Source organism: Chitinophaga sp., assembly GCF_035538455.1.
Taxonomy (GTDB): domain Bacteria; phylum Bacteroidota; class Bacteroidia; order Chitinophagales; family Chitinophagaceae; genus Chitinophaga.
The window spans coordinates 1-18,321 of record NZ_DATLKJ010000242.1 but is presented as its reverse complement, the minus strand read 5'-3'; the positions used below and the strand labels follow the sequence as shown (position 1 = coordinate 18,321).

Genomic DNA, 18,321 nt, shown 5'->3' with positions numbered 1-18,321 from the left:
CTGCACCGTATCTTACGTTATATTATATATCACCGGAAAAATATATGCTCAATCTATAATTCTACACCCTTGCGCCAAACAATTATTATCCTGCTAACCTTCCTATACGGTATCCCTGCCCTGTGCCAGCGTAAATGCGGTACGGCAGAAGCGTTACAACAACGTATCACTGAAAATCCCCGGTTAAAAACACTTGTCAGTAACAACGAAGTCAGGATGCTGCAGGGCCAGCGCCGGGCAAGGCCTGAAGCCACACCGCAGACCGTAACCATTCCTGTTGTGGTGCATATAGTGCTGGACGACCCCTCTCTTGTAACGGATGCACAGGTCATGTCACAGCTGGCAGTATTGAACCAGGACTATGCAGCAGTGAATGCCGATCTTTCGCAGGTTCCGGCCGTATGGCAGCCCCTGATCGGCAACATGCATGTAAGCTACTGCCTGGCCCAGAGAACGCCGAAAGACGAGCCTACAAACGGCATTATTCGTGTTAAGAATGCGCCGGGACAAAGCTATTCTATCAGCAATGGCGCACCGGATGTAAAATATGCCGCTACCGGCGGCGATGACGCCTGGGATACCCGTAAATACCTGAATATCTGGGTTACCCGCCTTTCGGGTGGTTTTCTGGGGGTAGCTGCTCCTCCGGGTACTGGCTATCCTGCCGAACAGGAAGGCGTAGTAATACTATATTCCGCCTTTGGTACCACCGGCAGCGTAGGCCGGATCTATGACCTGGGACGTACCACCACACATGAGATAGGCCATTACTTTGGCCTGCGCCATATATGGGCAGATGATCATGGTGGATGCACACTGGATGATGGCATCGACGATACCCCACTGCAGGGCGATTACACCAGCGGTTGCCCTTCGTTCCCTAAATACGATCAATGTACCCCCGCTCCGGGCGCCGGCATTATGTTCATGAACTACATGGACTACAGCGACGATGCCTGTATGCACCTCTTTACAAGCGGCCAGATCAACCGGATGCGTTATGTACTGGAGAACACCACATCCTCCCTGCTTACCTCCAATGGCTGCACGCCAGTGATACTGCCAGCTGATGATGCTGCACTCACCAACGTTTCCGGTGTAAGCAGCAAATTGTGTGACGGCCGCATCCAGCCAGTGGTCACCTTACGTAACAAGGGCGCCAACCTGCTGACCAACGTAAATATCCTGTACAGATTGAACAACGGTTCCGTGACCACCTATTCCTGGCAGGGTAACCTGTCCAGCCTGCAGGAGACCACCGTAGCACTTCCCCCTTCCAACATCAATATAGGTCTGTATAACTTCAAAGCATACACGCAGTTACCCAACGGACATACCGACGGTAATCTTACCAATGACACAGTGACCTCTCAGTTCCACTATGATGCAGTAGCCACCGTGCCATTTGAAGAAGGATTTGAAAATGACAGCTTCCCGCCGCCGGGATGGGTGCTGTATAACCCTGACCGCAGCTTCACCTGGGAACGCGCCAGAGATGTAGGGCGGAACAGCCAGGCATCTGCCCTGATGCGGAACCTGGGCTACAACGTCAACAACCAGGCAGACGACCTGATTACACCCGTAATAGACCCGCAGGGGCATGACTCTGTATTCCTTTTCTTTGATGTGGCCGCAGCGGTCTATTCAGATCCGGGTACGCCAGGTAATGCCTGGGATACCCTGAAAGTGCTGGTAAGCACCGACTGCCTGCAAACCGGGCAGGAATTATATAGTAAGTGGGGACAACAACTCGTTACTCACCAGGGACCTGTTACTACCGAGTTCGTACCCACTGCCAGTGAGTGGCGCCGCGACTCTGTGGATCTGACCGCTGCCATACGGAAAGGAAAGTTCCAGGTAGCTTTCAGGAATATTTCAAACTCAGAAAATAACATCTACATCGATAACATAAAGATCGTTACCAAAGATATCAATCCTGAACTGCGGAAAGCAGGTGTACTGGTCTATCCGAATCCTTCCTCAGGCATTGTATGGGTCACCTTCTACGAAATACCTGCCGATCTGGAACAGGTGTCTGTTTACAATACGGCCGGGCAACTGATCGCCTCGCAGCCGGCCGGCTCCATCAGCAGCAATAACCGCATGACCTTTAATTTGGTAAATGAGCCAAATGGTGTTTATTTTGTGAAATTAATTTACAGGAACAGGGCCAACACCATTAAATTAATGAAAGTAAGATGATGATGAGACAAGATTTCCCGGCTATTCAGACGCTCCTCCAGCAACCGGCACTGGACACTTCTTTGAAGAACATTGCAGAAAAGATCCTTCAGCAGGAACGAATCACTCCGGAAGAAGGGCTCACTTTATTTGAGAAAGGCGATGCCGGCTTTCTCGGCACTTTAGCCAACCATGTACGGGAGCGTATGCATGGCGATAAGACTTACTTCAACCGCAACTTTCATATTGAGCCTACGAACGTCTGTGTATTCACATGTCACTTCTGCTCTTATTCCCGTTTGTACAAAAACAGGGAAGATGGCTGGGAACTGAGCATTGATCAGATGATGGACATCGTAAAGGGCTACGATAATCAACCCGTTACCGAGGTACATATTGTAGGTGGCGTGCACCCGAAGATGCAGCTCGATTTCTTTGTAGAGCTGATAAAGCAGATACGTGCACATCGTCCTGATCTTCATATCAAAGGCTTTACCGCTGTGGAACTGGACTACATGTTCCGCAAAGCGAAAGTAACCGTTGAGGAAGGGATGCGTATTCTGAATGAGGCTGGCCTGCAATCCATGCCTGGCGGGGGCGCAGAGATCTTCCATCCCGATGTGAGAGCAAAAATATGCCACGATAAAGTGGATGCAGACGGATGGCTGGCTATACATAAGGCAGCGCACCTGCGCGGTATGCACAGCAACGCTACCATGTTGTATGGTCACATCGAAACATATGCGCACCGCATTGATCATATGGAACGCCTTCGTCAACTGCAGGACGAGACACATGGTTTCAATACCTTCATCCCACTGAAGTTCCGCAACAAAGGCAATGATATGTCTGACATTCCGGAAAGCTCCATCGTGGAAGACCTGAAACTATACTCCGTAGCACGCCTTTACATGGACAACTTCCCGCATCTGAAAGCCTACTGGCCGATGCTGGGAAGAAATACCGCACAGCTCACGCTGTCATTCGGTGTCAATGACCTGGACGGTACCATCGATGATACCACCAAGATATACTCTATGGCCGGCTCTGAAGAGCAGAAACCTTCCATGAGCACTGCGCAACTGGCCATGCTGATCAGGCAGGCAGGCAGAAAACCGGTAGAACGGGATACGGTATACAACGAAATAAAAGATTATTCAGAAGTGGTATTCTCTGATGAGGAGCTACTTACCAAATAAGCCACTGTCAAATTATGCAACTGCATCTGAAATGTCTTCTCTTTACCAGCCTGTATATCGCTGGGTGCCATGAGAACAATACCAGCAAGACCAGTGTCACTGATACCAGTACCAGCGGTGGCACTGTGGAGAATGTGCAGACTACTGCCACTTCCAATGGTATTGAATTCAAAAAGGAAGCTACACTCGCTTTCATCTCCAAAAGTGGCGCTGACACCACCCGCCGGATAGATGTGCAGCTGGCGCAAACAGAGCAACAGCGTGAGGATGGGTTGATGTACCGTAAATCGATGTCAGATGATCAGGGAATGTTGTTCATCTTCCCTGATTTCGAACAACGATCTTTCTGGATGAAAAACACCTATATCTCTCTCGATATTATTTATATTGATGATAAACAGGAGATCGTATCCATCCAGAAATACGCCACTCCCCTTTCTGAACAAGGATTACCATCCTTTAAGAAAGCGCAGTATGTACTGGAAGTGAATGGCGGTTTCTGTGACAAATACCATATCGGTTATGGTGACAAGATTGCCTACAAACAATAGACTGCAGCGTTAAAACTTAATTTCAATCTGTAATTCCATTTTTTCATCCCAAAAAACGAGTTATGGAAAGAAATAATTTCCCTGGCAAACAACTGACCAGGAATGAACTGAAAACTGTTAGTGGAGGAATACAACGTTTTCTATGCAGTATGATAGCTTGCCGGGCCATATGTGGTCTCCAGGGCAGGCACTGCAATCCGGCAACCTGTTTATGTGTTCTATAGATTTAATACATTTCACACATACACACTGATCATTAAAAATAAAAGCGGGTGAATTCACCCGCTTTTATTTTTAATGATCAGTTATTGATGGTCTGCCCCGGATACAGGACGGTCCCTGAAGACCGGTTGTTGTCCGGCGCATATATTTCTTCAAACGACCGCATTTCCGTTCTCGTTACCCTTCTGAAGACGGCATTGGGATTGATCTTATCCGCAGATGTGAAGCCGCAGGCGCCCATCAGTTCAGCCAGTGCAGAAACAGTATTGCGATGGAAGTTGGCCACGCGTACACGTTTATCTTCCACATTCACCCCCTGGTACAGATTGGGATCCTGCGTAGCCACGCCCACAGGGCAACTGCCACTGTCGCATTGCAATGCCTGTATGCATCCCAGCGCCAGCATCATGCCTCTCGCGCTGTAGCAGGCATCAGCACCCAATGCCAGCACCTTCATCATATCAAAGCCGGTAATAATCTTCCCACTGGCCAATATCTTCACATGCTGTTTCAGTTTATACTGCTTCAGTGTATTGGATACCAAGGCCAGCCCGTCATAGAGCGGCATACCGATAGAGTCAGTGAACTCCAGCGGAGCCGCGCCGGTACCACCTTCCGCACCATCCACGGTAATGAAGTCGGGGTAAATACCGGTATTGGTCATAGCGATACAAATACGTTCAAATTCATCTTTACGACCCACGCACAACTTAAAGCCAACGGGCTTGCCGCCAGAGAGCTTACGCAGTTGCTGCAGGAAGGCCAGCATTTCATATTCATTGCTAAAAGCGGTATGTGCAGCAGGAGACAATACGCTGGTGCCAGGCTTCACTTTACGTATCGCGGCAATTTCCGGTGTGTTCTTGGCCGCGGGCAGCACGCCCCCCTTACCGGGTTTGGCGCCCTGGCTCAGTTTCAGCTCAATCATTTTCACGGAAGGTGCTGCTGCTGACGCCGCGAATATTTCAGGAGAGAAATCACCCCGTTCATCCCGGCAGCCAAAGTAACCCGTTCCGATCTGCCAGATGAGGTGACCGCCATGCTGCAGGTGATATGGACTTACGCCACCTTCGCCTGTATTATGTGCAAAGTTGCCCAGCTGTGCGCCCCCATTGAGTGAAAGCACTGCTGTTTTACTCAAAGCGCCGTAACTCATAGCACTCACATTGAGCAGGCTGGCATCGTAAGGTTTCTCACACTGCTCATTACCGATGGTCACACGCAGTGCTTCCGGTTTTACTTTTGTAGGGAACGCAGTATGAGAGGCCCATTCATAGCCTGGTTCATACATGTTCTCCAATGCGCCGAAGGCAACTGTCTGCTTCACATCTTTCGCACGCTGATACACCACGGCACGTTGACGGCGATTGAAAGGCCTCCCGTCTGTATCTGATTCAAAAAAATACTGCCGCATCTCCGGCCTTATCTGCTCCAGGAGATAACGCAAACGCCCAAGCAACGGGTAGTTGCGCAATAATGCATGCTTCCGTTGTAAACGGTCGTATGCAGTAAGGATCGTTAATCCTGCCGCTACCGGCAACAGGAACCAACCTGATAAATACCCCCGATAAAGGCCTAAGGCCACACTAACATCCAGTAACAGGCATAAAAAGTAAACCGCCCATCGTGCTATCCGATGATTCATAAAACTGTTTTTTATAAGATTGTTTTGGAAATTTTGCCTGGATTAAATTACATGCACATGTAAGCATCCACCCGGTACAACTGTGCTGGCATTAAAAGTTGTCCGGGTTTAATTGTTGAAGTCTTTTGGACAGGATAAGAAAGGCAGCAGGAACCCCGGTGTACGCTTAGCTGTACACGGATAACTGCGGTAGATGATTATGATATTTGCTGCCTTATTCACTTGACTTAATATAACAGGGCAAAGATAGGTGGTTTTCCTGAAACCGCCCATCATTTCATCAATTCCGCTGCTGCAAAGGGTTTCTGCCTGCCGTTATATTGTTTGCGCACATGTTGTATATCAGCTTCTGTTACTTTTCCTGCTTTATTGTTCCATGCGCTCCGCAGGAAAGACAGCAATTGGGCAATGTCTGCATCATTGAATTCATCACTCACACCAATACCAGGCATATCGCCATTGATCTCAGGCGCTTTGTACACTTTTCCGTGCACCTCCACAGGGCCGGTAAGACCATACAGCACAATCGCTGCTAACGCCTGTTTGTTGCCGTTTACCCAGTTGCTTTCATTGAGTGGCGGCGCCATGGAAGCAATACCGTTACCGTTTTTGCCATGACAGGTCTGACAGACAGTATTGAATATCTTGTAGCCACGGGGATATGTTTTCTTCAGGGCGTCCATTTTCTTAACGTCGGCTTTGTTGTCTTTGTCCTTCAGCACGGCGAGTAGCTGCTTACGCAAAACCAACGTGGTATCAGGATTCCAGGTCCCTACCTGTTTCAGGAGAACCGCTTCCCTGTTGGCCGCATTGTTTACCAGCGCCGCCGCTATATAACGGTTACGGGCATACGTTTTCATGAGCTTTGCTTCCATGTTAACGGCTACCGGCTTACTGCATTTTGACAGAACGGGAAGCAGCCAGGCGACCCAGGGAGCCAGCTCCGGATCTGCGGAAAGGCTGTCCAGCAGTGGGGCTGCTGATTTGATATTTACTGCATTCAGGATGGAAGGCAACGCTGCAAGCGCCTGCCGTTTTAAAGGAAGTTGATTTTGATGCAATAGCCTAACAATATCGTTCCAGGTCAGTTGCTGCAATCCTTCCAGTGTCCAGAGGGCATGTATCGCGGTGTATGGCTGATCAGCAGTTCCCAGCAGCTGACGCAGCGCAGGCGCAAGGCCCGTAAGATGCTTGTCGATGATAAGCTGCTGCGCTTTATCACGCAGCTGGCCGTTGGCATTGCGTAATATACCGGCTAATTGTTCCGGATCTTCCGGCAATATTGTTTTGGACACTTTGCTTCCGGTCGGCACAATACGGTAGATGCGGCCACAGTTGAGCGGTTGCGTCAACTGCCTTGTTTTAATTTCATTTTTGAGGTAAGTGGTGAGATAAGTTTTATGCTGAAGAATACCGCGATACATATCAATGATATAGATAGCGCCATCAGGTCCTGTAAAAAGGTTTACGGGCCTGAAACGCTCGTCTGTACTGGCCAGGAACTCTTTGCCGCTGTAAGCCTGTTCTCCTTTTACTGCGTAGCTGCTGTCTTTTAATATATTCCGTTTTATCAGGTTGGCTGAAGGTTCTGCTACAAAAGCATTCCCGGTAAATTCACGGGGCAACAGACCGCCGCGGTATACCAACGGGCCGCAGGCTGCTGTGAAAGATACGAGCCGGAGACTGTCGTCCAGCACACCTTTTACATACCCCCTGTTTACACCAGTGTTGGGTCTCGCGGGATATACACGGTTGTCACTTACAATTTTTTCATCGTAGCCGGCAGCGTTCTGCTGATCGGGGTTCTGCCCGCCGAAGCCAGGAGGGAAATAATCCCCCAACAGGTTTTCCGAATTATTGTTATAATATAATCTGCCCTGATCATCCTGTGTAATGCCCCATTGCCCGCGGAAATGCGTAGGCTCTTTCAGCCAGCGGTTACCCGACTTACGGTAACGCCTATCCGATTTTGCATTATATATCCAGTTGTCCATAGCCCGGAGCAGGCCATTGGGTTGGTGCTCTACGTTACCACCTGCAGCATACTGATCATCGACCAGCACTTTACGGCCGGGTTTGTCGTGGTTGTTCTCAACGAACCACAACTGTGGCGGAGTGGCCACCAGCACTCCATTTTCAACCAGGCATATTGCCCTTGGCAACACCAGGGAATCGAGGAACACCTTCCTGGTATCAGCCACACCGTCGCCGGTAGTGTCTTCCAGGATCACGATCTTACCGTCTGGTTTATCCTCTCCCGTACCACTGGTATCGGGCATAAAACCGGTCATCTCTACTACCCACATCCTTCCCTTTTCGTCAAAGGTCATGGCCACCGGCGCCACTACCATCGGCTCAGCCGCTACCAACTGCACTTTCAGCCCTTTCTCTACCTGCATGCTGCTGATAGCCGCGCGGGCATCCAGTACGGGCGACTCCGCATACTTTTTACGAATAGCCGTTGAATCCTGCTGGCGGTGTTGCTGCTGATCATGCGACGGATGAGAACCACAGGCGAATAACGCCATCGATAATGCGGAAAAGAGAAAGTGCTGTAAACGGACCATTATTTAATTCGATTGCAAACACTAAAAATACATTTCCGGAAATTATTTTCCTTAAAAATTATACAAATGGGTGATCAGTCATGAAGCGCAAAAAACCTTATCTTCGTCGCTTTATTGCATACATTTTACGATTTATTTGCATTTATGGAACGCTTTCAGGGCATCATTGGCATTCTCCTTATACTTGGCATAGCCTTTTTATTTTCCAATAACAGAAGCAGGATCAACTACCGACTTGTGTTGAGCGGTATCGCGCTACAGGTGTTTATCGCCATCCTGGTATTCAAGGTATCACCTATTACATGGTTCTTCCAGCAGGTAGGTCATGGCATGGGTAAGATAGAAGAGTTTGCGCGCAAGGGTGCAGCCTTTGTATACGGAGGGATCGGCGTATCCCAGCAGAACGGCACAATAGCCGACTATGCTGGTGGCGGCTTCGTATTTGCCTTCAACGTAACCGCTACCATCATCCTCGTGTGTGTGCTGGTGGCTATTCTTTATCATTATGGCATCATGCAGCGCGTGGTGGCAGTGATAGCCAGGGCTATGAACTTCGTTATGCGTGTAAGCGGCGCCGAGGCGCTGAGCAACGTGGCAAGCGCATTTGTGGGCCAGGTGGAAGCACAGGTAATGATCCGTCCCTACCTCTCCACCATGACGCAGAGCGAACTGTTGGCCTCCATGAGCGGAAGCCTTGCCTGTATCGCCGGCGGTATCCTGGTGGTATATGCCAACATGGGATTCCAGGCAGGTATGGACATTGCGCCGCAACTGATCACCGCCAGCCTGATGGCCGCTCCCGGTGCACTGGTAATTTCTAAGATCGTATTCCCGGAAACTGTGGAAAGCCAGACCATGGGCCGCGTGAAGCTGGAAGTGAAAAGCAACTACACCAATGTGATCGACGCCATCTCCCACGGGGCTGGCGACGGCTTCAAGATAGCCATGAACGTTATTGCCATGCTGATCGGTTTCATCGCTGTAATCACCCTGCTGGACTGGGTACTGATCCACATTGGTCATCTCTTCAATCCCAAATTTGATCTCAGCCTCGACTATATCTTTGGTAGAATATTCTATCCGATGGCATGGGCGATGGGAGTACCCGAAGGAGATATAGGCAATGTGGCAACATTATTGGGTCAGAAACTTACCATCAATGAGTTTGTGGCATTCAAAAGCCTGACCAGCCACAGCGTACCGGTGATTTCACCCAAAGGTATCACCATCGTAACAATCGCCATCTGCGGTTTCGCTAATTTCAGCAGTGTGGGTATGCAGATCGGGGGAATAGGAGAACTTGCGCCAGACAGGAGAACAGACCTTGCCAAACTGGGACTGAAAGCCCTGTTATGCGGTACACTGGCGTCTTACTTATCTGCCACTATTGCAGGGATATTATTATAAAAAGGTTTAGCTTTCAGGTTTTAGCCTTCCCGCTTCTGACAACAGAAACCAAGCGCTAAAACCTGAAAGCTATCTTACCTAAACGTCCAATCTTTTCAGTAAGCCGTTCTGAATGCCTACCCAGGCATCAATCTGCCCTTCAGCAATCCAGTATTCTTTCATTTTCGAATCGGCCAGGATCTTACTTACAGCAGCACCAGCCTGAGTTCTCAGCGCTTTTGTGCCGATGAGGTTCAGTATATCCAGCCTGTCGAGCGGATCTTCAGGAAAATCCTCGCTGGCACGACCTATCAGTGCAGCTACGACCTCAGCTGCAGCCAGTCCTTCTTGGCAATCTTCGACTTCCAGTGCTTCGGTGTTATGAATGATACGAGCCAGTGTATCTGTGACCATACCACCATCTCTGTTGTCAATCAGATCAAATATCCAGTCCTGTGATCCTTCGTTTTCAAAGTTCCTGGTGCCCCATGCGCCCATAGTGTTATTAGTTTTTTATTTTCAGAATTTAAGAATAAAAATAAGCGACTCTCTTTACAACAACAAATACCTGTTATCAGTTCAGGCTTCTGAAATCCACCGGAACCAGTTTGCTTACGCCCGGTTCCTGCATTGTAACTCCGTAAATAACGTCTACAGCAGCCATTGTCTGCTTATTGTGGGTTACAATAATAAATTGTGAATTATCGGAAAACTTCCTGATCATGTTAGTGAACTTGCCCACGTTCGCATCGTCGAGTGGCGCGTCTACCTCATCGAGGATACAGAAGGGAGCAGGTTTGATCAGGTAAATGGCAAAGAGTAGTGCCGTGGCGGTCAGTGTTTTTTCACCACCGGACAGCTGCGTGATAGCGGCGGGGCGTTTGCCCTTTGGCTTTGCAATAATCTCAATACCGGTATCGGCAAGGTTTTCAGGGTCGCTGAGAATCATATCACACTGATCCTCTTCGGTAAATAAAGCCTTGAATACGCGGATGAAATTCTCTTTTACGGTATTGAAAGTTTCGAGGAACTTCTGGTTGGCGGTTGTTTCCACTTCCTGGATAGTAGCCAGCAGTGAGTCTTTCGCAGATACCAGGTCTGTTTTTTGTTCCAGGATAAATTCATATCTCTTTTTCATTTCCTGGTAAGCCTCAATGGCAGTGGGGTTGATCTCCCCCATATTCTCCAGGCGCTTCTTCAGTCTTTCAGCACCCGCCTGTAATTCATCCACAGGTAATTCTGAGCTGCGCTGTTCATCGATGATTTCGTCCAGGTTCACTTTGAACTCCACACTGAGGCGTTCTTTCATAGAAGCCAGCTGCAGCTTCAGCTCGTTCACTTTGTCTTTTACAACGTTGAGTTGTTGCTCGAGCTGTTCCCTGGCGCGCTGTTTGGTTCTGAGCGCTGTTTCCAGCTCCTGCAGGTGATTGCGGAAGTTGTAGTATTCCTGGTCTTTTTCGTTGAGCGCTTTTTCCTCTTCTTCACGCTTACGGAAAAGCTCTACCAGGCCATCTTCTGCCAGACTCAGCTTATCAACTGCTGCAGCTATATTCGCTACAGCGTCTTCCAGCTGTGTTTTATTACTGGTGATCTGTACATGCAGATCTGCGAGTTGTTTGCGTTTAAATTCCAGTTCCTGCTTCAAAGCCTGCACCTTACTGTGCTGACGGGTATGTTGCAGGTTCTGGTTGTTGAACTGCACATTGGCCATGTTGAACTGTTGCTCAGCTTCCTGTGCTGTTCTGTCGGCCTCCGTAATGCTGTCCTGTAGTTCCCCTACCCTGTCGTTCAGGCTGTCCAGCTCCTCCCTTACACCCGAGATGCTTTCCTGGTTGGAGGCAAGCGATTGCTGCATTTCCTCCAGGCGTTTATCGCCGGTTTCGATGAGATGATGGAAGTTCTCGATCCTGTTTTGCAGACCAAACAACTGGTTATTCAGCTGGTTGATCTTTTCACGGGCGGCATTCAGTGTATTTTCATTGAGCTGGCTGTTGTAGCCCAGTACTTCATTGTGTTTTTCCTGGATACGTACACGGAGGTCACTCACAACAGCTTCGAGATCCTTTATTTCTACCTCCAGCTTCTCCAGGTTCTTGGCGCGGCCCAGCTTCTTTCCTTCGAACAATCCTACCGAACCACCGGTAATATTGTATTTCCCACGGAACATACGACCGGATTTCTCCACGAGGAAAATATCCTCATCGGCTACCTGGCTGAATTCCAGGCGGGTAATATCTTCTGCTACAAATACTTTTCCGAGGAGATGATAACCCAGACCCCTGTATTTTTCTTCGATCTCTACCACTTCCAGCGCAGGAATGCTGCCAGCCGGCGCAAGTACGCCGTTAGGTTCCTGACGGAACTGATCCAGGATGAAGAAATTGGCCTTGCCTTTCTTGTTATTATCCAGGAGCTGGATGGCCTCTATGGCTTCAGCCACATTGTTCACTACATAGTAGTTCAGATAAGGCTCCAGCAGGTTTTCGATACAGGTACGGTATTCCTCCTTACAGAAAAAAATATCGCTGAGGATGGGCGCATTGTTATTCCAGTCAGGATTTTTCTTGAGGAACTTGATACTTTCCGGATAGCCCTCAAGGCTATCTACAAGCGATTTCAGCAGGTCGAACTCATTTTTCTTAGAGTCCAGTTTCCGGTTTTCATCCACGAGCTGATCACGCAATCCTTCAATATCTGACTGAGTAGCGAGTATTTTGCTTTTTGTTTCTTCCTGGAAACGAACCATTTCTTCCAGCTCGGTCTTGCTGTTTTCCAGGGTGTGTTGCAGTGTTTCCTTCTCACCTTCCAGCTGAGCGATCTGCTGCACACGGCCGGCTCTTTCTTCCTGCAACTGAACGATGCTACGTTGCAGGTTCTGCACAGAAGTATCGGCAACGGCTACTTTCTTTTCCGCCTCGAACTGCTGGCGCTGCCAGCGTTGCTGGTCGTTGCGCAGGGTTTCGAGTGCCTGCTTACGTTGATGGAAGCGTTCTTTCTTTTCTTCCACCATTTCGCGCAGGGTTTCCAGTTCGTCTTCCATTGTTTCGAAGATCTCTGCTTCTTCCACCACTTGTTTTTCAGTAAACTCAATGGAGGTGGAGAGTCCTTGCAGCTGTCCTTCTGCACTATTCAGAAAGTCGGTGATATTCTTTTCCCGCTCCCGCAGATAAGTAAGCTGCTGGGTAGCGAGGTTCTTGTCGTTCTCTTTGGTACGGATGGTCGCTACCAGTTCGTTGAATGATTTCTGCAGCGCCTGCAGCTCTCTTTCTTTGGCAACGAAGTGGAGTTTATCTTCTTCCACGGCAGCTTCAGCAGTGAGTATCTCTGTTTCGAGCTGTAGTTTGCGGTCGCTTTCTTCCTGCTGTTTGTCAGACAGTTCCTTGAAGGTGACGTTGAATCCTTCGAGGGCTGCTTTGGCCAGTTCTATGCTGAGCTCGCGGTATTCCTTCTTCACCTCGTAGTAGCGTTCTGCTTTGCGGGCCTGGCTTTCGAGCGTTTTAAGGTTGTTGTTGATCTCGAACAGCAGGTCTTCGATACGGTTCAGATCACTCTCAGTTGCGTCCAGCTTGGATTTGGCTTCCTTTTTACGGGTTTTGTATATGGAGATGCCGGCAGCTTGTTCCAGCATGCGGCGGCGGCTGTTCTCTTTATCTTTGATGATATCATCCACCATCCCCAGCTCGATGATGGCGTAGGAGTCGGTGCTGACACCGGTATCCATAAACAGGTTATGGATGTCCTTCAGTCGGCATACCACGTCGTTCAGCCTGTATTCACTATCGCCGTTCTTATAAAACTTACGGGTAATCGTCACCGTAGTAAATTCTGTAGGCAGTACGTTACGGGTATTTTCGAAAGTGAGGCTTACTTCGGCCATACCGCTGGCGGAACGGGTTTTGGAACCGTTGAAAACCAGCCCAGACTGGTTTTCAGAACGCAGGTTACTGATCTTATGCTCCCCGATTACCCAGCGTATGGAGTCGATAATATTACTTTTGCCGCAACCGTTAGGCCCAATCACACCAGTGATCCCTTCGTCGAAATTCAGAACGGTTTTATCGGCAAAACTTTTAAAGCCTTTAATTTCCAGTGTTTTTAAGCGCACGACTTTACTCCGAGTTTTTTAAGGCGTCAAAGATATAATTTTACCTGAATGAAAAGGTAATTTAAGTGAGAACCCATAATCTGCATTAACTATTTATACACACCTACTCACGCAATTACGGACAACCGGCTCTGCATGAAATTTCTAATCCACTGATTATAAATATAGTGAAAAGGATAATTATAATTAAATTGGCTGTGAAAAAAATGGCTTAACAGAGGAAGGTTATAGCATCCTTATGAAGCGAATACTTATTTTTGCGATTCGATTTAAAACACTATTGACGTTTGCGTATAGAACAGCGAATAAACGATATTAAGAGTTTTCTTTACAGTTATCATTTCAGCAACGGTTTACGTACAACCATCAGCGTGGTGGTACCCTCCCTGATATTTGCCTGGATGGGCCAGCTGGGGCTGGGGATAGCTGTATCCATGGGCGCCCTGTGCACTGCCCTCAGTGATGTACCCGGCACCATTGTCCACAAAAGGAACGGGCTTATCATCAGCACCATCCTCATCTTCCTGACAGCCCTCGGCACAGGCATGCTCATGCCCTATCCGGAGCTGATGACTTTCTGGATACTTGGCTGCTGCTTTGTATTTGCCATGATGCTGGTGTACGGCAACCGCGGCGGCAACATCGGTACTGGCTGCCTGCTGATACTGGTATCCATCCTCGGCGAACCACAGCTCACACCGAAGCTCACGCTGCTGCACTCTTCCATGGTACTGCTGGGCAGTATCTGGTACGCATTGCTGGCACTCATTCTCTGGCAGATACGCCCCTATCTCAATGTACAGCAGGCGCTGGGCGACTGTATCATTCAAACCGCCCGCTACCTGGAGCTGAGATCCAATTTCTATACCCGCCGTGTGGACGTCAATGAAAACTATAAGGCGGTACTGGCACAGCAGGTGATCGTAAACGAAAAACAGGAGAACGTGCGGGAACTGCTGCTGAAAAGACGCTCCGCCCAACAGGGTACCACCAGCATCAACAAAAGCATGGTACTCATCTTCCTGGACATGGTAGACCTCCAGGAGCAGATCATGGCCTCGCAAACTGACTACAACGCCCTTCAACGCGACTTCAGCAACAGCGACATACTGGAAAAATTCCATACCCTCATACAGGAATTCACAGAGGAACTAACGACGATAGGGCTCGCCGTAGCAGCGGGCCAGCGCTCCCTGCCCAAATCCAACCTGAAGTACGGTATGGAGAAAGTGAAGCTGGCCATCACGGATATTGCCATGCAATATCCTACGCTTCGTGAACGCACACGTACCATGCCGCTCACCAATATTCTGCAGAATCTACAGGACATGGCGCAGCGCATCTACAACCTGCACCGCCTGACCAGACTGGAAAGACTGAAAGACGAATCCATAGATCCCAAACTGGAGCTGTCTAAATTCACGACGCGGCAGAAATATGATTTTGAAACCTTCCGCGACAACCTCACCTTCAGATCACACATCTTCCGCCACGCCATCCGCGTGAGCCTGGCTACCGTTACCGGCTATGTGCTGGGACTGGCGCTGCACCTGGACCGTGTATACTGGATATTGCTTACAATCATTGTGATCCTGAAGCCAGGCTTCGGTCTCACCCGTTCGCGCAGTATTCAGCGCGTGATCGGCACTGTTACCGGCGCACTCTTCGCAGCGGGACTGCTGTATCTTACCCACAACGACACCGTGATATTCATCACGATGCTGTTGTGTATCCTGGGGTCCTATAGCTTCATGACCTTCCAGTATACGCTGAGCGTATTCTTTGTCACACCTTTTATCATCTTCCTCCTGCATTTCCTGCATCCTACTGACCTGTCCAATGTTACGCAACGCGTGCTGGACACTTTCATCGGCGGCGGACTTGCCTTCTTCGCCAACATGCTGCTGTGGCCCACCTGGGAGCGCAATTTCATGCCCGACTACATGAAGAAAATGATGGATGCCAACAGGAAGTATTTTGAACAGGTGATGAAAATATACGCCGGCGAATCCGTGACTGTCATGGATTTCAAGCTGGCCCGCAAAGACACCTACGTTGCTACTGCCAATATGATGGCGGCATTCCAGCGTATGTTGTCTGAGCCCAAAAGCAAACAGACCAATGCCTCACAGATCTATCACTTTGTGGTACTGAACCATACCCTCACCTCGCACATTGCCGCCCTGGCGGCCTACAGCATGCATCACGGCGTGCAGTTCCCGAGGCCGGAATACCACGACATCACTAAATACCTTCTTCATTACCTGGATCAGCTCACACTCATGTTAGATCCCACTACCCGTCCGCAGGCCAATCCGGAAGCGCCGGTGAATGCATTCGTCAGTCTTGATGAGCACATCAACAATCTTGTACAGCTACGGCAGCAGGAGATCAATGAAGGGCAAGGTGCGACGCCTGTCCGCGATGAAATGCTGGAGACCAAACAGGTACATGATCAGCTGCAGGCGATATACTCACCAATGAAGGATATGAATAAGAAACTGTGACTGTGATTTTTGTGATTGATTTGATTCTTCTGATAAGCGAAGATTACTGAGAAGGTAGTAAATTATAAAATCGAAAGGCCCATTTAGTATTAATGCTAAATGGGCCTTTCGATTTTATCTTCGCTTATCAGAAGAATCAAATCAATCACAAAAATCACAGTTCGGACAATATCCGCAATATATCTTCGCTCATCTTCATAAATAGAAAAGTTACAGTCCGGGAGTTATCTAATAAAGCTGTTCACAAATTCTTCCGGGTATCCAAAATATCTTGCGTGTAATATTTTATTACGTTGATCCTCTAAAGTAATTTCCTTGATCTTGCTCACTGCACAGGGATTTCCGCCTGCAATGGCGTGATCAGGAATATCTTTGCTGACCGTTGAATTGGCGCCGATGATTACATCGTTACCTACTGTAATAGGCCCCGCCACCACTGCGCCAGCGCAGATAAAGCACCAGTCGCCGATAACAGGCACGCTCCTGTTGTCTTTCATCTTTCCGAAATTGCCGCCCAACGTAACATGCTGACCAATAGTGGTCATCGTACCGATCTTTATTTTACCGCCGATGACCAGTCCGTAAGGGTGCGGCAGCCGCAGTCCGCCTGCAATATCCGCCGTGTGTGCAATAGTGGAGCCGTAGCGGCGACGAAGACGATTGGAATAGTAGAACGTGAGTATCTTGATGCGTTTGCTATGAAAGTAACTGCACAACCGGAATAATAATACAGCATGAAAGGCTTCACTCTTCAACGCCTGGCGTACCGTCAGCATTAACAGTTTGCCCTTACCGCCACGCGGCACAGTAGGCACGCCATTCCTGATATTATACCACGACAGGTCCAGCTTTACTTTATCCCAAAAGCTCATTTGATAACGATTAAAAAGTTATGCTCTGATGTTTTTTCTGACAACCTGTTAGCTGGTCTACAGCAATCTCTCATCGGGTGATGCAGATTATTATAAGACATGGTATCACTAAAGTGCAGCATATAAGGTTGTTTCAATGCAATAGCCACCGTTGGTAGAAGCGCGGCATGGTTCATTGCTAAGCGACGCTACGTTTTGGTGATATGGTGCCTGACTACAGGCTTTTGTCAAGGGTTATTGGTTAATCAATAAATGTCGTCAGCGCTGAGCGACGACCGCAAATATATAGAACAATTCTTATTTCTGAGCGATTTTATGTTATATTTTGGTTGCGGATATAGCGCTGTTTTCTCCTTTGGCCATTATACCCACCCGCAGATAATACAGGGGCCAGGCCGGAGAATTCGTGTATTCATTGCTGTTGCTGCTGTTGCTGCTGCATCATATCTTCCACGTAACGCTGGTAACTGTTTTTTGCAGGTTGATGCGGAGCGGGTGCAGGAACGGGCGCCTTCCATGCAGGCGTAATATTCTCTGTCTCAAAATGATCGTCGTCGTCATATCCTACGGATACGGTAACTTCAAGGGTATGCCCTGCTCCCCCGCTATAGACTCCCTTAACGGGAGAACAGTCGCTGAAATTACGTCCTACCGCCAGTCTCACATGACTCTCATTGGCAATGCAGTTATTGGTGGGATCAATACCTAACCATCCATATTCGGGGATATACGCCTCTGCCCAGGCATGAGTAGCCCCTTCACCACGCATTCCATTTTTATTGGGACAAATGTACCCGCTTACATACCTTGCCGGGATCTGTACCATCCGCAACATGGCCGTTAACAGGTGTGCAAAATCCTGACAGACACCGGCTTTCAGTTCCAGAATTTCATCGAGCGTACTGTCAACGGTAGTCACACCTTTAATATAATCAAAGTGCGTATATACATAGTCGCAACAGCGTATGGCTGTTTTGAACGGCGTATCGTCTGCCTGCTTTAATCCCAGCGAAATTTCCCGTAGCAGACCGGCGCTTTCAAAAATCTCCTGCTTGCCATAATCGATAAAGGCAGCATCGTACTGCA

General features: G+C 48.7%; 11 protein-coding genes. 5 read left to right on the top strand and 6 right to left on the bottom strand.

Annotation, left to right across the window (positions count from 1 at the left end):
- The first annotated feature begins 69 nt into the window (after window positions 1–69).
- The 3 genes from VM802_RS28265 to VM802_RS28255 are packed head-to-tail and all read left to right on the top strand — an operon-like array spanning window position 70 to window position 3,931.
- Window positions 70–2,202 (top strand): M43 family zinc metalloprotease, encoded by a 2,133-nt coding sequence (locus VM802_RS28265; RefSeq protein WP_325537112.1) that lies wholly within the window; start codon window positions 70–72, stop codon window positions 2,200–2,202.
- A complete protein-coding gene (gene mqnE / locus VM802_RS28260) occupies window positions 2,199–3,380 on the top strand; it encodes an aminofutalosine synthase MqnE (protein ID WP_325537109.1) in 1,182 nt (393 codons plus the stop codon). The genes VM802_RS28265 and mqnE overlap by 4 nt, the downstream gene beginning before the upstream one ends.
- 14 nt (window positions 3,381–3,394) lie before the next feature.
- Window positions 3,395–3,931, top strand: coding sequence for a DUF192 domain-containing protein (locus tag VM802_RS28255; protein ID WP_325537107.1), 537 nt, complete (start codon window positions 3,395–3,397; stop codon window positions 3,929–3,931).
- A 301-nt stretch (window positions 3,932–4,232) separates the two neighbouring features.
- On the opposite strand, the gene VM802_RS28250 is transcribed toward VM802_RS28255, so the two are convergent.
- A complete protein-coding gene (locus tag VM802_RS28250; RefSeq protein ID WP_325537105.1) occupies window positions 4,233–5,798 on the bottom strand; it encodes an FMN-binding glutamate synthase family protein in 1,566 nt (521 codons plus the stop codon).
- Between the two features lie 272 nt (window positions 5,799–6,070).
- Window positions 6,071–8,365, bottom strand: a complete 2,295-nt coding sequence (locus tag VM802_RS28245; protein ID WP_325537103.1) for a DUF7133 domain-containing protein — start codon at window positions 8,363–8,365, stop codon at window positions 6,071–6,073.
- A 144-nt stretch (window positions 8,366–8,509) separates the two neighbouring features.
- Here VM802_RS28245 and VM802_RS28240 point away from each other — a divergent pair, with 144 nt between their 5' ends.
- Window positions 8,510–9,772: a NupC/NupG family nucleoside CNT transporter gene (locus VM802_RS28240; RefSeq protein WP_325537101.1), complete on the top strand. Its 1,263-nt coding sequence runs from the start codon at window positions 8,510–8,512 to the stop codon at window positions 9,770–9,772.
- A gap of 78 nt (window positions 9,773–9,850) precedes the next feature.
- Here VM802_RS28240 and VM802_RS28235 read toward each other — a convergent pair whose 3' ends face one another.
- Both VM802_RS28235 and smc read right to left on the bottom strand, forming a co-directional pair.
- The gene (locus VM802_RS28235; protein ID WP_325537099.1) at window positions 9,851–10,249 is read right to left on the bottom strand and encodes a DUF4259 domain-containing protein; all 399 of its coding nucleotides are present in this window, start codon (window positions 10,247–10,249) and stop codon (window positions 9,851–9,853) included.
- 76 nt (window positions 10,250–10,325) lie between these two features.
- Window positions 10,326–13,856, bottom strand: coding sequence for a chromosome segregation protein SMC (smc, locus tag VM802_RS28230; protein WP_325537097.1), 3,531 nt, complete (start codon window positions 13,854–13,856; stop codon window positions 10,326–10,328).
- A gap of 287 nt (window positions 13,857–14,143) precedes the next feature.
- Here smc and VM802_RS28225 point away from each other — a divergent pair, with 287 nt between their 5' ends.
- Entirely contained in the window at window positions 14,144–16,363 is a 2,220-nt protein-coding gene (locus VM802_RS28225) for an FUSC family protein (RefSeq protein WP_325537095.1), read from the top strand.
- 224 nt (window positions 16,364–16,587) lie between these two features.
- On the opposite strand, the gene VM802_RS28220 is transcribed toward VM802_RS28225, so the two are convergent.
- Together VM802_RS28220 and VM802_RS28215 are read right to left on the bottom strand one after the other, a co-directional pair.
- Window positions 16,588–17,235 carry a serine O-acetyltransferase gene (locus tag VM802_RS28220; protein WP_325537093.1) on the bottom strand — a complete coding sequence of 216 codons (648 nt, stop codon included), beginning with the start codon at window positions 17,233–17,235 and terminating at the stop codon, window positions 16,588–16,590.
- A gap of 412 nt (window positions 17,236–17,647) precedes the next feature.
- Window positions 17,648–18,321, bottom strand: a 674-nt coding sequence (locus VM802_RS28215; protein ID WP_325537091.1) for a transglutaminase-like domain-containing protein, incomplete at its 5' end; no start/stop codon positions are given.

Excerpts from the sequence above, each read along its gene's own strand:
- mqnE (WP_325537109.1), top strand. The coding sequence starts at position 2,199 with ATGATGATGAGACAAGATTTCCCGGCTATTCAGACGCTCCTCCAGCAA.
- VM802_RS28255 (WP_325537107.1), top strand. The coding sequence starts at position 3,395 with ATGCAACTGCATCTGAAATGTCTTCTCTTTACCAGCCTGTATATCGCT.
- VM802_RS28250 (WP_325537105.1), bottom strand. The coding sequence starts at position 5,798 with ATGAATCATCGGATAGCACGATGGGCGGTTTACTTTTTATGCCTGTTA.
- VM802_RS28245 (WP_325537103.1), bottom strand. The coding sequence starts at position 8,365 with ATGGTCCGTTTACAGCACTTTCTCTTTTCCGCATTATCGATGGCGTTA.
- VM802_RS28240 (WP_325537101.1), top strand. The coding sequence starts at position 8,510 with ATGGAACGCTTTCAGGGCATCATTGGCATTCTCCTTATACTTGGCATA.
- VM802_RS28235 (WP_325537099.1), bottom strand. The coding sequence starts at position 10,249 with ATGGGCGCATGGGGCACCAGGAACTTTGAAAACGAAGGATCACAGGAC.
- VM802_RS28220 (WP_325537093.1), bottom strand. The coding sequence starts at position 17,235 with ATGAGCTTTTGGGATAAAGTAAAGCTGGACCTGTCGTGGTATAATATC.